13 protein-coding genes and 1 pseudogene are annotated in these 13,306 nt (G+C 65.5%); 9 read left to right on the top strand and 5 right to left on the bottom strand.

The window, feature by feature from the left end; genetic code table 11:
• The first annotated feature begins 541 nt into the window (after window positions 1-541).
• From ACIBCN_RS44305 to ACIBCN_RS44270, 8 genes and pseudogenes are all read left to right on the top strand, one after another.
• Complete coding sequence (locus ACIBCN_RS44305) at window positions 542-1,210, top strand: hypothetical protein (RefSeq protein ID WP_396998866.1); 669 nt, start codon at window positions 542-544, stop codon at window positions 1,208-1,210.
• A 444-nt stretch (window positions 1,211-1,654) separates the two neighbouring features.
• A pseudogene (locus ACIBCN_RS44300) lies at window positions 1,655-1,963 on the top strand (haloacid dehalogenase); the annotation flags it as partial.
• A gap of 83 nt (window positions 1,964-2,046) precedes the next feature.
• Window positions 2,047-2,247, top strand: a complete 201-nt coding sequence (locus tag ACIBCN_RS44295; protein WP_396998868.1) for an HAD hydrolase-like protein — start codon at window positions 2,047-2,049, stop codon at window positions 2,245-2,247.
• A 152-nt stretch (window positions 2,248-2,399) separates the two neighbouring features.
• The gene (locus ACIBCN_RS44290) at window positions 2,400-2,768 is read left to right on the top strand and encodes a hypothetical protein (protein ID WP_396998864.1); all 369 of its coding nucleotides are present in this window, start codon (window positions 2,400-2,402) and stop codon (window positions 2,766-2,768) included.
• Window positions 2,743-2,943 (top strand): hypothetical protein, encoded by a 201-nt coding sequence (locus ACIBCN_RS44285; RefSeq protein ID WP_396998862.1) that lies wholly within the window; start codon window positions 2,743-2,745, stop codon window positions 2,941-2,943. Before ACIBCN_RS44290 ends, ACIBCN_RS44285 begins: the two co-directional genes overlap by 26 nt.
• On the top strand, window positions 2,940-3,146 hold the full coding sequence (locus ACIBCN_RS44280) for a hypothetical protein (RefSeq protein WP_396998860.1): 207 nt from the start codon (window positions 2,940-2,942) through the stop codon (window positions 3,144-3,146). Before ACIBCN_RS44285 ends, ACIBCN_RS44280 begins: the two co-directional genes overlap by 4 nt.
• A 50-nt stretch (window positions 3,147-3,196) precedes the next feature.
• Window positions 3,197-3,403 (top strand): cold-shock protein, encoded by a 207-nt coding sequence (locus ACIBCN_RS44275; protein WP_396998858.1) that lies wholly within the window; start codon window positions 3,197-3,199, stop codon window positions 3,401-3,403.
• Window positions 3,396-3,695: a hypothetical protein gene (locus ACIBCN_RS44270; protein WP_396998856.1), complete on the top strand. Its 300-nt coding sequence runs from the start codon at window positions 3,396-3,398 to the stop codon at window positions 3,693-3,695. The genes ACIBCN_RS44275 and ACIBCN_RS44270 overlap by 8 nt, the downstream gene beginning before the upstream one ends.
• Window positions 3,696-3,877: 182 nt before the next feature.
• On the opposite strand, the gene ACIBCN_RS44265 is transcribed toward ACIBCN_RS44270, so the two are convergent.
• Complete coding sequence (locus ACIBCN_RS44265) at window positions 3,878-4,042, bottom strand: DUF6374 family protein (RefSeq protein WP_396998854.1); 165 nt, start codon at window positions 4,040-4,042, stop codon at window positions 3,878-3,880.
• A 156-nt stretch (window positions 4,043-4,198) separates the two neighbouring features.
• On the opposite strand from ACIBCN_RS44265, the gene ACIBCN_RS44260 reads away from it, so the two are divergent.
• Window positions 4,199-4,576 (top strand): DUF6300 family protein, encoded by a 378-nt coding sequence (locus tag ACIBCN_RS44260; RefSeq protein WP_396998852.1) that lies wholly within the window; start codon window positions 4,199-4,201, stop codon window positions 4,574-4,576.
• A gap of 31 nt (window positions 4,577-4,607) precedes the next feature.
• Here ACIBCN_RS44260 and dnaE read toward each other — a convergent pair whose 3' ends face one another.
• From dnaE to ACIBCN_RS44240, 4 genes are all read right to left on the bottom strand, one after another.
• Window positions 4,608-8,126 carry a DNA polymerase III subunit alpha gene (gene dnaE / locus ACIBCN_RS44255; RefSeq protein ID WP_396998850.1) on the bottom strand — a complete coding sequence of 1,173 codons (3,519 nt, stop codon included), beginning with the start codon at window positions 8,124-8,126 and terminating at the stop codon, window positions 4,608-4,610.
• A 169-nt stretch (window positions 8,127-8,295) separates the two neighbouring features.
• Complete coding sequence (locus ACIBCN_RS44250) at window positions 8,296-9,081, bottom strand: thioesterase II family protein (protein ID WP_396998848.1); 786 nt, start codon at window positions 9,079-9,081, stop codon at window positions 8,296-8,298.
• 77 nt (window positions 9,082-9,158) lie between these two features.
• The gene (locus ACIBCN_RS44245; protein ID WP_396998846.1) at window positions 9,159-9,617 is read right to left on the bottom strand and encodes a nuclear transport factor 2 family protein; all 459 of its coding nucleotides are present in this window, start codon (window positions 9,615-9,617) and stop codon (window positions 9,159-9,161) included.
• The coding region (locus ACIBCN_RS44240; protein ID WP_396998844.1) for an SDR family NAD(P)-dependent oxidoreductase at window positions 9,614-13,306 on the bottom strand (3,693 nt) is incomplete at its 5' end. The genes ACIBCN_RS44245 and ACIBCN_RS44240, both read right to left, overlap by 4 nt.

Below are 13,306 nucleotides of genomic sequence, written 5' to 3'. Positions count from 1 at the left end.
GAGAACTGATGGGTTCGAACATCCGGTGATGCCGCCGTGCGGGCGTTCGATCGAGGACAAGTCGGTGGCCCACAGTTGATCTCGCGAACGTCCGCAACTGCCGAGTTGAGCGTGTTCATCTGTGCTCTACCGGTCGCAGTTCCGCTTCCATGCGTAATCGTCTGGTTGGTCGAACCGACCGGCAGGGATCCGCGCTCACCGGTGACCCCTCCTGACGGCCCGCCGTCGTTGTGCCAGAACGCGATCGGGCCACTGAATACCGGAGCATGCCGGTTCCATCAACCGGTTCTCGAGCACTGGGGCCCAACATTAGGGGCTTTACCGGAGCAGCCGGGCGCTCGATGATCGATCGAGGGGCTTGATACCCCGATCTGATTACCGCACCGATTTACATGATCATTCGTGAACGCACCTTGCCGCCGGTTTCGGGCCGAGATCACCAGCCGTGTCGAAGAGTTCGTCGTTGATGCGGAGTAGGTGATTCGGGGTTTCCACGGGAATATCGTTGACTCGCTGTTGTATCGCTCGAAGGAGTTTCGTAATGTTCGGAAAACTGTCCTACGCACGGGCGGCCGTGATAGCGGTGAGTTGTGCCGTGGCCGCGATGGCGGTCGGCGCCGGTCCGGCACAGGCCGACAGTTCGACCTCGGTCAGCCCGGCCGGGGCCGGCGTCGCAACCGCGAACATGGGTCCGGTGGTCTTCGGGACAGGCGCCTCGGCCGTCGATTGCTATACCGGCACGACCAGTGGCGGTTCCGTTCCCGCGGCACCGAACAACAAGAACGTGAGCGGTTCGGTGACCGTGTCGCTCGGCCCTTTGACCCTGAGCCAATGCGACCTCGGCGAGCCCGATCGCACCGTCAAGGTGACAACCACCGGCACCTGGGGAATGGCGGCACAGAACGGGTCACCGATCGCCGCCGATCTGCTCATTCCTCAAGGGGGACTGACCATCACAACCAGCGGAACTGTGAACTGCACCACCGTATACGCGCCCGACGGGCCAGCGACGGTGGCCGGTACCTACACCAACAGCGTCGATAACGGCGGCCTAAAGTCGCTGCCGACGATGACGGTCCGCGATACGGTACCGAACCGGACAACCGGTGACCCCGCCTGCCCGACGGGGAATTCCTGGGGCAGAGTGTCAGCCACCTTCATCGTGAACAACCCCACCGACCAGGGGAACATGATCACCGTCGGTCCGTAACTCCGGTCGGATTCGTGCGAGGTAGTCCGTTTACCAAGACCAGAAAGTCCGTCCACGAAATAGATCATCCCTCAACACTATCGGGGCTACGGTCGCGACTATGGCTACGGTCAACACGGCGACCCCTGCCTGCCACCAGCCGTAGTAGGGACCTATGCACAGCGTTACCGCAGCGATCATCGCCGCGACGAGGATTACTCCAATATGTTTGGCGTAGTTGGTTATCCAGCCGCCCACGCAACCTCCTCATCATCGGCGAGACCTTCCGAGCGCCTTCGCGATTGTATCGGCATACGTTCATCGCTGATCGAGCTTTCACGGCAAGAAGCATGAGGTGGTGCTCGACTGGCTCCCAGACTGCGCGCGGTACCGTGAGCCCATGATCGGGGCAGTCGTATTCGATGTCGGTGAAACGCTTGTAGACGAAACTCGCGAGTACGGAACGTGGGCGACTGGCTCGGCGTACCGCGCCATACCTTCGTCTCCGTCTTTGGTGCTGTAATCGCACAAGGCCAGGACTACCGCGAGGCTTTCCAGGTCTTCCAGCCTGGATTCGACTTGGCCGAGGAACGCGAAGCGCGCGCGGCGGCCGGCAAGCCGGAGACCTACGGCGAGGAAGACCTCTACCCCGACGTCCGCCCGGCCCTGTCCAAGCTCCAGGAGATGGGCGTCTGGGTCGGGATCGTCGGTAACCAGACCCTGCGCTCTGGCCGGATCCTGCGTAGCTTGGACCTACCCACCGACTTCATTGCCACCTCGGACGATTGGGGCGTCGAGAAGCCGCGGCCAGAGTTCTTCGCGAAGGTCGTCGAGGTCGCGCCGTGCAGCGGTGAAAGATCGTCTACGTCGGTGACCGGATCGACAACGACATCGCCCCGGCGAAGGTGGCGGGAATGCGGACCGCCTACATTCAGCGCGGCCCATGGGGATGGATCCTGCGTGACAATCGGGAAGTCGCGGAGCTGGCCGATTGGAAGATTCGCGATCTTACCGAGCTGCCGGGAATCGTTGCCGCAGAGAATGACTCGTCACGCTAACAGCGATCTGATCGTGGTGTGCCAGTTGTAGAGCTGGTCGTCGAGCTTGCGCATCTGCGGGAGTGAGTCCCATTCGTGCAGGGACTGGCGTACGTCCTTTACACGGTAAGGCGACCGTCGAACGCCACTCCAAAGCGCCCCGCTACCTCGGGTTGACAACCTTCGCGATCCGCGCGGACGTCGACTTAGCCCGTCTGACCCGATGGCGGCACAACGGTCCCGTCTGGGTACCCGGCGCCGACGTGCATCTCGGTGAGCGAAAGCTTCCCGGATGGTCGGCTGAATGTACCGACTGGTATTGGCCGTGGATGCCGCCCTACGAGCGGCCCGAACCGGTCGCCTACCTCGACACCACGCAGATGTGCGCGCGCCTGCACATGACCTACGAGGTCCTGTGGGCATGCATCGCCGACGACAAAACCTTGCCCGAGCCCGCGATCTGGGTGGACGACAACCCCGGCTGGCCCGTGCCCCCACAACCGAGCAAGGAGGACGATGGACGCTCGCCTGAACGGCAATGAGGTACGACACGGCACGGCCGCTGGATGGAAGCGGATCTCCCGTGAGCTGGGCTTGGACCCGCCGCCGACCGCGCCCCCGTTGTTGAGCACGTTCGAGCGGCGGCTACTCGAGTTGATGGTCGTCGCGTCGGTGGCCGTGGCGATCATGCGCTACCGCGAAAGCCGTCGATCGTGAGCGGCCTCTACCCGCCCAGCGGAGACCACCTGCTCGTCGTCCGCATCCGCGACAACGCCGCCTGCGTCATCCTGTCGTACCTGGAGATCGACGGCGGCACGGTCGACGAAGCCGTCAACGACCTGCTCGAGCTCGGCGAGTTCGCCCTGGAGGCTCGCCGGGCAGCTGAAAGCCATCTGCCGCCCGGTCGAACCGAAGATTAAAACGGCACCCGCCCAACAACTTTCGCTGGATCGTTCGTAGACGGAGGCGCATGACACAAGATCCAGTGAAGTGGTTCAACGGCGCCAAGGGCTTCGGGTTCATCGCCCAAGACGACGGCGGCCCCGACGTCTTCGTCCATTACTCCGCCATGGGTGCGCAGGGATACCGAGCTTTCAACCAGGACGACCGGGTGGAGTTCGAGGTCGGGCGCATTTCGAACAGACGACAAGAAGGACGAGGAATCAGTGATGACTGATGATCGACACCCTGCACCCGAGATTCTGCCTCCCAGTGACGAGTCCAGGTTGAGCGTCAACATCAACAACGACACGGAATCCATCCTCCGCGCCTACATGGACATCGAGAAAGCCTCGGCCACCGAAGCGGTAGGACGGTTAATCGCTTACGGCGAAATCGTGTGGGAAGCATGCCTGACGGGAAACGAGATCGTGCTCAAAGGCGGCAAGATCGAACGCCGCGTCGTCGTGCAGATCGACGACGTGACCCCACACATGACAAAAACGCACCCAACCCATGAGCAGGGTTGAGGGCAGCGAGGGCAGGAGTATTCGATGGCCGGTGGTGACGGACTTAGCAGGATGCTGGCGGCAGCGCCAGACGTGGCGCCAGCGCAACACGCACTGGTCGCGAGCAGGTGCTCTATGGCATCGAGATCGCCTTCGAGTGGGTGAATTCTCAACGGCGGCCGACCTTCGACCCTTTCGGATTGTCAGCCTTCCTCGGCGAGAATTCGCAAGGTTTCGCCGAGCTTGGCCGCGAGGTGCTCGAGTTGGTCGGGGGTGATGCTCTTTCCGAAGGCCGCGGTGTCGAGGAGTTGGCGTCGGACGTCGTCGATCTGCGTCTGGGCAAACGAGATTCGAGAGAGTTCGAGCACTGAGTGAGAGTACCTCATCGTGGGATCCGTTCTGTCGGGTGTGTTATTCACAACTGGCGGTGGGGGATCGGGAAGTGTCGTTTGTTGGACATGGAGTCGGTGATCGAGTCCAATCGGTAATCGACGACTTCCCATAACTGAAGAAAGGTGCAGGCCGTGACGCAAAAGGGGGATGGGCGATCCGGCGACCCGTCGGGTCCGGATTGTGAGCTGTTGTTGGTGGACGATCTTCCGTGCCATCGGTGCGGTGACACTTTGATTTGCTCGGTGCGTGCGCCGCATTCGTTTCTGCGCGAAGACGGTACCGAGGTCCGAGGAACCCGGACGGTGGGTCTCTGCCCGAACTGCGACAAGGGAAATCCCGCAGCACGGGCGGTCATCGACCATTTCGTGGGGTACCGCGAGATGGCCGAATCGCGCCTGCCCGAGGCCGCCATGCTGCTGGGGGAGTGGCTGACCGAGGTCTTGCCCGCGCAGGTCGACGGCGCTCAGTTGGCGATGCTCCGGCCAGGCGGCTCCTCTTGTCCCATCTGAAGGTCCGTGGAGTGGAGACCGAATGGTGTTGTCACGTCAAAACTTTGACGCCGCGTACGGCCCGCAGCTCGCCGAGTAGCGCGGAGCTGACGGTCACCGGGTAGTCGTCGATCGCGAGGGTGGTGCGCCGGTCGCGATAGCACAGCACGAGGCGCACCGGAGTTCCGCCGCGGTGGGACCGGAGGGCTGATTTGAGTTCGAGGACACTGTCGCGATCGGTAGTCTCGGCGCTGACCTCTAGCATCAAAGGGGGCGCTTGCTCCCCACGTTCCACGGAGCTGACATCGAGCGGAGCGAGGTGCGTGCCGAAGATTCCCATTCTTTCTTCCCGCCAGTTGACCCGGCCCTCTACCACCACTACCGTGTCGACGACCAGATCCGTCGTGAATACGCTGTAGCTCTTCGGAAAGAACAGGACCTCGACCGACGCGTCGAGATCCTCGATGGTGGCAATCGCCCAGCTTTCACCCTTTTTATTGACCCGACGTTCCAGCGTGGAGATCATTCCCGAAATCGTGATCGTCCCCTCCCGTGGCGCGTTGGCCAATACGGATGCGATCGGTTTCGGCGCCGCCTTGCGGAGAATGTGATTCGTGCCGTCGAGTGGGTGTCCGGAGACGTACAGTCCCAGCATTTCTCGTTCCAGTCCGAGCAATATCTTGCGCGGCCATTCTTCGCCGTCGAAGCTGAGGTGGCTCAGTGGCGAGGAATCACTGGACACCTCCTCAGCGCCGCCCTCGATGCCGAACAAGTCAAACTGTCCCATCGCTTCTTGGCGTTTGAGTCCGGTGACGGCATCGACTGCTTCCTCATGAATGTCGATGAGTGCCTTGCGTGGGTGATCGAAGGAGTCGAACGCGCCAGCCTTGATGAGCGATTCCAGGACGCGCTTGTTGCAGCAGACCAGCTCCGACTTCTCGACGAAGTCGGAGAACGAGGTGTATTTGCCTTTCGTGGTGCGGGTCTTGATGATCGATTCGACCACGTTGGCCCCGACGTTGCGGATTCCGCCGAGTCCGAAGCGGATGTCCGTTCCAACGGCGGAGAACCGCAAGGAGGACTCGTTGACATCCGGCGCGAGGACCTTGAGGCCGAGCTGTCGGCACTCAGCGAGGTAGATCGCCGACTTGTCCTTGTTGTCCGCCACCGACGTGAGCAGGGCCGCCATGAATTCGGCCTGATAGTTGGCCTTGAGATAGGCGGTCCAGTAGCCGACCAGCGCGTACCCCGCGGCGTGTGACTTGTTGAACGCGTACCCGGCGAACGGCAGGACCGTGTCCCACAGCGCTTGCACCGCCTCGTCGGAGAAGCCGTTCTCGCGCATGCCCGCTCGGAAACCCTCGAACTCCTTCTCCAGGACCTCGAGCTTCTTCTTACCCATCGCCCGGCGCAGCACGTCGGCGCGGCCCATCGAGAAGCCCGCCACTCGCTGGGCGATCTGCATGATCTGTTCCTGGTATACGACCAAGCCGTAGGTCTCGGCGAGGATGTCGCGCAGCGGCTCGGCCAGTTCCGCGTGGATCGGTTCGATCGCCTGCCGGTCGTTCTTGCGGTCGGCGTAGTTGATGTGCGTATTCATCGCCATCGGCCCCGGCCGATACAGCGCGTTGACGGCGATGATGTCTCCGAAGCCGGTGGGTCCCAACCGTCGAAGGAGCTCGCGCATGGCGTTGCCATCGAGCTGGAACACACCGAGGCTGTCACCGCGACCGAGTAGATCGTAGGTCTTCGGGTCGGTGGTCCCGAGCGAGTCGAGATCGACCGTCTCGCCGCGGTTGGCCTCGATGTTGTCGATCGCATCGCCGATCACGGTGAGGTTGCGCAACCCGAGGAAGTCCATTTTCAGCAGGCCGATGGCCTCGCAGGACGGGTAGTCCCAGCCCGTGATCACGGAGCCGTCCTCGCGCCGCCACAGCGGGATCACGTCCGCCAGCGGTTCCGAGGACATGATCACCGCGCAGGCGTGCACGCCTGCGTTGCGGATCAGACCCTCCAGGCCGCGGGCGGTCTCGAAGATGGTGGACACGTCCTTGTCGGTCTCGATCAGCGAACGGACCTCGGCGGCTTCGGGATAGCGCTCGTGCTTCGGATCGACGATGCCCGACAACGGGATGTCCTTCGCGGCAACCGGCGGCGGCAGCGCCTTGGAGATCCGGTCGGCGATGGCGAAACCCGGCTGGCCGTAGTGGACTCGCGCTGCGTCCTTGATCGCCGCCTTCGTCTTGATCTTGCCGAAGGTGATCACCTGGGCGATGCGATCGCTGCCGTACTTCTCCGTCGCGTAGCGAACCATTTCACCGCGGCGACGGTCGTCGAAGTCCATATCGATATCGGGCATGGACATACGCTCGGGGTTCAGGAATCGCTCGAACAGCAGGCCGTGCTCGATGGGGTCGAGATTGGTGATGCCCATCGCGTAGGACACCAGCGATCCGGCGGCCGATCCACGCCCGGGGCCGACTCGAATGCCTTGCTCCCGTGCGTAGTTCATCAGGTCGGCGGTGACCAGGAAGTAGGCGGGAAACCCCTTCTGCACGATGATGGCTATCTCGAACTCGGCGCGGCGCAGGTACTCCTCGGGCACGCCGGCGGGCAGCCGCCATTCGAGGCCGCGCATGACCTCCGCGCGGAACCACGAGGTCACGTCGTAGCCCTCGGGTGCCTGGTAGATCGGCATTCGATCCGTGTGCTCCCACACCTCGGCGTAGGACTCGACCCGTTCGGCGATGAGCAGGGTGTTGTCCGCCGCGCCCGGGACCTCGGTGTCCCAATACGCCCGCATCTCCTCGGCCGATTGCAAGTAGTACCCGGCGCCGTCGAACTTGAATCTGGTCGGGTCGCTGAGCATCTTTCCGGCCTGCACGCAGAGCAACGCGGCGTGCGCCTCGGACTGATCCTTGGTGACGTAATGAGAGTCGTTGGTGGCCAACGGCGGCAGGCCGAGTTTCGCGATGATCTCGAGCAGACCCTCCCGGACCGACCGCTCGATGGGCAGACCGTGGTCCATCAATTCGACGAAGAAGTTGTCCTTGCCGAAGATGTCGCGATAGTCGGAGGCCGCCTGGAGCGCCTCGGCCCGCTGACCGAGCCGCAGCCGGGTCTGCACCTCACCGGAGGGACAGCCGGTGGTGGCGATGATCCCCTCGGAGTGTGCCGCGATCAGTTCCCGGTCCATCCGCGGCTTGCGGTAGTAGCCTTCCATGCTGGCCAGCGAGGACAGTTTGAACAGGTTGCGAAGTCCGCGCGAGTTGCGCGCCAGCATCGTCATATGCGTGTAGGCGCCGCCACCGGAGACGTCTCCGCCGACGCCCTCCCCATTGGAGCCGCGTTGGTTGGCCTGACCCCAGAACACCGGCTTCTTGTGAAACCGGCTGCCGGGAGCCAGATACGCCTCGATGCCGATGACCGGTTTGATGCCCATCTTGGTGGCGACCTGGTAGAACTCGTCGGCACCGAACATATTGCCGTGGTCGGTCATACCCACCGCAGTCATCCCGAGGCGGTCGGCTTCCTCGAACAGCGGCTTGATCTTTGCCGCACCGTCCAGCATCGAGTATTCAGTGTGAACATGCAGGTGAACGAACGAGGACAACGGACGCCTCCAGACGCGACTCAGGCTCGGATCGACCTATTCGAGCCGAGCCGACGATCGTGGGTCAAACAATCAACACGCCTCCGGTGACAACCATTGGCTGTCGTGGCTGGCCGTGTGCCGCAAGCTAATGCGATCGCGGGCCGGCTACGCGGAGCAACGATTCCGAGATCGTCTCGATGACGGCAGCCCGGTGCGCGGTCAGATAGAAGTGCCCGCCGGTGAAGACCCGGGTCTCGCACCCGGAAGTAGTGTGGCCCGCCCAGTCACGCGCCTCCGCTACCGTGGACTTGGCATCGTCGTCACCGACAAGCACCGTGATCGGGCACCGGACGGTGGCCCCGGGCACAGACCGATAGGTCTCGATGGCCCGGTAGTCACTTCGCATGGCGGGCAGGATCATCCGCAGCAGCTCCTCGTCGCCGAGCAGCGCGTCGTCGGTGCCGCTGAGCTGACGGAGTTCCGCAACGAGCGCGTCATCGTCGCGGGTGTGCACGTCCTCGTCGCGATGCCGGGAGGGGGCCCGGCGGCCGGAGGCGAACAGCATGGCCAGCACGATCCCGTCGCGCTCCTCCAGCAGGCGTGCGACCTCGAAGGCCAGGATCGCACCCATGCTGTGGCCGAAGAAGGCCAGCGGGAGGTCGGTCCACGGTCGCAGTGCGGCGTAGATCTGTTCGGCGAGTGCGCCGATGTCATCGATACACGGGTCCAGGCGCCGGTCCTGTCGCCCCGGGTATTGGACGGCGAGCACTTCCACCGGACCCGAGCCCGAACCGGACAGCGCCACCGACACCGGGAAGAAGAAGCTCGCCGAACCGCCGGCGTGCGGAAAGCACACCAACCGGATCGTCGGTGCGGCCGCGGGATGGGGCCGTCGGATCCAGAGTGCGTTGTCCACCGTCGGTTTCGCCATGGGTCGTGATACTCCTGTCTGGGTCGAAATCCCCGCTCCGCCAACCGGAAACCGGCTGGCGGAGCAGGAAGGGGTGGTCAGTAGCGGCGTTCGCCGTCGCCGCTCAACGGCGACCACCACTGGGTGTAGTTCGTGGCGCCGTCACCGAAGATCCCGCCCGCGCCCTCGACGACCTTGCCGTCCTCCCACTTGAGCATCTGCACGCCGGAGATATCGAGCACGTCGAACGGGGAGGTGCTGCCCTCCGGCGCACCCTTACGGACGGCGTGGATCCGGTTGGCATCGATCGAATAGCCGTCCTCGCTGTTGATCAGCAGTGTGACCGGCTGCATGCTCCACGTGCCGCCGGAGGCCTCCAGCATGCCCTGCACGTAGTCCATGAAGTCGTCGATGCCGGTTCGCCAGCCCGCCTGCGCATGACTGCCCGGCGCGAGAAAGCGCAGGTTTTCCGACCAGTACAGCGCGGTCTTCTCGCGGTCTCCGGAACTGACCGCCTCGTAGGCGGCGGCGACCAGTTCTGGGGTGATCTCGGTCATTTCTTCCTCTCTTGTTCGGTTGTTACCGGCAGTGCGGTGAGCCACGAATCCACCGCTCGCGCAGCGTCTTCGGCGTGCTCACCGACGATCGTGAAGTGGTCGCCCGCGACCGCGAGATCGGCGTCGCAGAGCTTCCATGACGGCCCCCAATCGGCCTCGGCCAGCGGGGTTCCGTCGGTGTCGGGCAGTGCGTCGGCGGCGCGCAGGAACAGCGTCGGGGTGGCTATGCGCTGTGGCTCCCAGTCGCCGAACACCTCGAAGTAGCCGCCCATCGCGGTAAGCGACACGTGATCCATCGACACCAATTCGCTGCGCCGCCCGAACAATCCGTGGGTGAACGCCCGGCTCAGCCGCGGATTCATCTCCAGCGGCAGATAGGTGTCGAGGAGCACGACGGCGGCCGGCGGCGAATCGGTCTGTTCCAGCTGTGCGGCGACCTCGTGCGCGATCCATCCGCCCGATGAGTAGCCGAGTAGGGCGTACGGCTCGCCCGCCGCGTGCGCGAGCACCGCCTGCGCCTGTGCCGCTGCGACGGCTGCCACGGTGCTCGGAAGCCGTTCTCCGGCACCGAATCCCGGCTCGGGCAAGACGATGGTGTCGCGGCGGTCGCGCAGCGTCGCCGCGAACCGTGCGTATTGGTGTGCACCCGACATCGCCACGACCGCGGGAAAACAGATCAGCCGCGGCCGTTGCGGTCCACGGGCCAGCGGTACCGGATTCGGCCGCCGGTCGAGTTCGGCTGGTCCGTGGAACACGGGGCGCAGCCGCGCCGCGACGCGCGCCAGCTCCATGCCCGCATCGATCCGGTCCTCGACACACGCGAGGCGGAAGAGCGCACCCAGGGTGTCGTCGGCCGTGGGCGCGGCCGTCTGCGCCAGCTCGTCCGAGAGGAAGCGGATCAGCGCCGGCGGCGTCGGATGGTCGAACACCAGGCTCGCGGGCAGTCGAAGCCCGGTGGCGCGCTCCAGTCGATTGCGCAGATCGACGGCGGTCAGCGAGTCGAATCCGAGCTCGGTGAACGCCCGCTCGGTGTCCAGTTCGTCCGGCGAAGCGTGGCCGAGCACGGCGGCGACCTCGCGGCGGGCCAGGTCGAGCAGGGCCAGTTCGCGTTCCCCGTCGGATAATCTGGCCAGGCGCGCGGATAGATCCCGCGGCGGCGCCGAGCGGGTGCCGGACCGGGTCGGCCGGACCAGCCCGTGCCAGATCGGTGGCAGCGGCTCGCGTGCCGCCAAGGCCCGGAGTGCGGCGGTATCCGCGTGCACCGGAACGAGCAGTGCTTCCGGCCGGGTCAGTGCCGCGTCGAACAGCGCGAGACCTTCCTCGGCGCGCACCGGGACGAGCCCGCCGCGCACGAGCCTGCGTCGTTCGGTCGCCATACCATCCTCGATGTCCCACGGACCCCACGCCAGCGAGACCGCCGGAAGTCCCTGCGCGACGCGGTGGGCGGCCAGCGCGTCGAGGAACGCGTTGCCTGCCGCGTACGCGGCCTGGCCCGCCGATCCGAGGATGCCCGCCACCGACGAGAAGAGCACGAACGCCGCTGGGCGCCCGGCCAATTCGTGTAGGTGCCACGCCGCGTCCACCTTCGGGCGCAGCACCCGCGCGAGTTGTTCGCTGGTGAGCGACTCGAGCACGCCGTCGTCGAGGACGCCGGCGGCATGCACGACGGCGTGCACCGAACGGCCCGCGAGCAGCGTGGCAACCTGGGACCGTTCGGCGACATCGCACGCGACCACCTCGACGTGCGCGCCCGCGTCCGCCAATTCCGTACGCAGGGCGTCCATTCCGCCACTCCGGCTGACCAATACCAGGTCGCGCACGCCGTGTGCGGCGACGAGGTGGCGGGCCAGCAGCTGGCCGAGTGCCCCGGAGGCCCCGGTGAGCAGCACGGTGCCGTCGCTCAAAGCCACACCGGCCGAGCCGGTTCCGCTGACCTGCGCGAGCCGGGGGACGTAAACGCCGCCGTCGCGGAGCACCGCCTCCGGTTCGCCGGAGGCGAGCGCGGCGCCGAGTAGCCGCCAGCCGAAACGTTGCGCGCCGTGCGGGATATCGATTGTCGTCACCCGGCCGGGATGCTCGGCGTTGGCGGCGCGCAGCAGGCCGGTGAGCGCGGCCATCATCGGATTCGTCGCGGTGTCGCGGGTCACCAGCACCAGGCGGCTCGCCGCGAAGCGCCGGTCGGCCAGCCACGCCTGGACGACCGCGAGGACACGGGAGGTCAACCGGGCGGTTGCCGCGGGCAGGTCGTCGCCGGGTTCGGTCGGTGCGAAGAATACCGCGTCCGGAGCCGTGCCGGAAGCCGCTGCCGCCGAGGCCAATTCCGCTAGATCGGCGTACTGCTCCAGCTGGACGCCGCTGTCCCGCGCCAGCGCGGTGAACCACGGCTCGCCGTCGGCGAGCACGGCCGACCACGACGGGGCCGCCGCCTGGGTCGACGGCAACTCCTCCCAGCGCACACCGAGCAGCGCCTTGGGGATGTAGGTCCGCTGTTGCTCGATGGTCAACCGGCGCAGCGACAACGCTTCGACCCTGCCGACCTCGCGGCCGTCGGAATCGGAAACGCTCAGCGCCACAGTGTCATTGCCGGTCGACCGGAGGCGCACCCGCAACGCGGTGGCGCCGGAGGGCGTGATCCGGACGCCGCGCCAGGCGAAGGGCAGACTCGGTGCGGAGTCGTCGGCGACGACGAAGTCGCCGAGCCCGATGGCGTGTAGCGCCGCGTCTAGGAGCGCGGGGTGGACGACGTGTCCGGCCACGTCGGTTCCCTCGGGCAGCGCCGCCTCGGCGTATACCTCGTCGGATGTGCGCCACGCGGCACGCAGACCGCGAAAAGTGGAACCGTAGTGTAAACCGTTGTCCGCCAGCTGATCGTAGACCGCATCGAGGTTCAGACTCTGCGCATCGTTGGGCGGCCATGGCTGCCCGGCATCGGTGATCTGTATCGCGCTCGGTTCGGTGAGCACCGCGGTGGCGTGGCGATGCCAGGTGTCCGCTGAGCCGGACTCTCGGCTGTGTACCCGGGCGGTCCTGCGGCCGGCGTCGAGCGGCTCGACGGTCACCCGGAGGTCCAGCGCCGCATCGGCGGTGAGCACGAGCGGTGTCTCCAGGATCAACTCGTCGAGCTCGCCTAGACCGCATTCGAGGCCCGCGTGCAGGACCAGGTCGACGTGTGCCGTGCCTGGTAGCACGATCCGGTCACCGACGGCGTGATCCGCGAGCCAGGGATGGGTGTCGAGACCGATACGGCCGCAGAACATCAGCGCCTCCGATTCCGGGTCGGCGACCACCGCGGTCAGGAGGGCGTGTCCGGCCCCGTCGACACCGGCCGCCGCGAGATCCGCCGGACCGGATGTTCGATGGTCGAGCCAGTAGTGCTGGTGTTGGAAGGGGTAGGTCGGCAGGGTTGTGGTGCGTGCGTTGGTGCTTGCGAAGTAGTTGTGCCAGTGGGGGTTTGTGCCGCGGGCGACGAGGTGGGCGAGGGCGGTGGCGAGTGCGTGGGGTTCGGGCTGGCGGGGGCGGAGACTTGGGAGGGCTCCGGCAGGGAGGTGGGGGATGAGGGCCGGTTTGGGGCCGATTTCGAGATAGGTGTCGGTGGCCAGGTGTGTGATGGCGTCGGCGAAGCGAACGGTGTTGCGGGCGTGGCGGATCCAGTGGTCGGGGTTGGTGAGGGTGGTGTTGTCGATTGGTTT

The sequence above is a fragment of the Nocardia sp. NPDC051052 genome, assembly GCF_044456045.1.
Classification (GTDB): Bacteria; Actinomycetota; Actinomycetes; order Mycobacteriales; family Mycobacteriaceae; genus Nocardia.
This window is presented reverse-complemented; position numbering and strand designations above follow the sequence as displayed.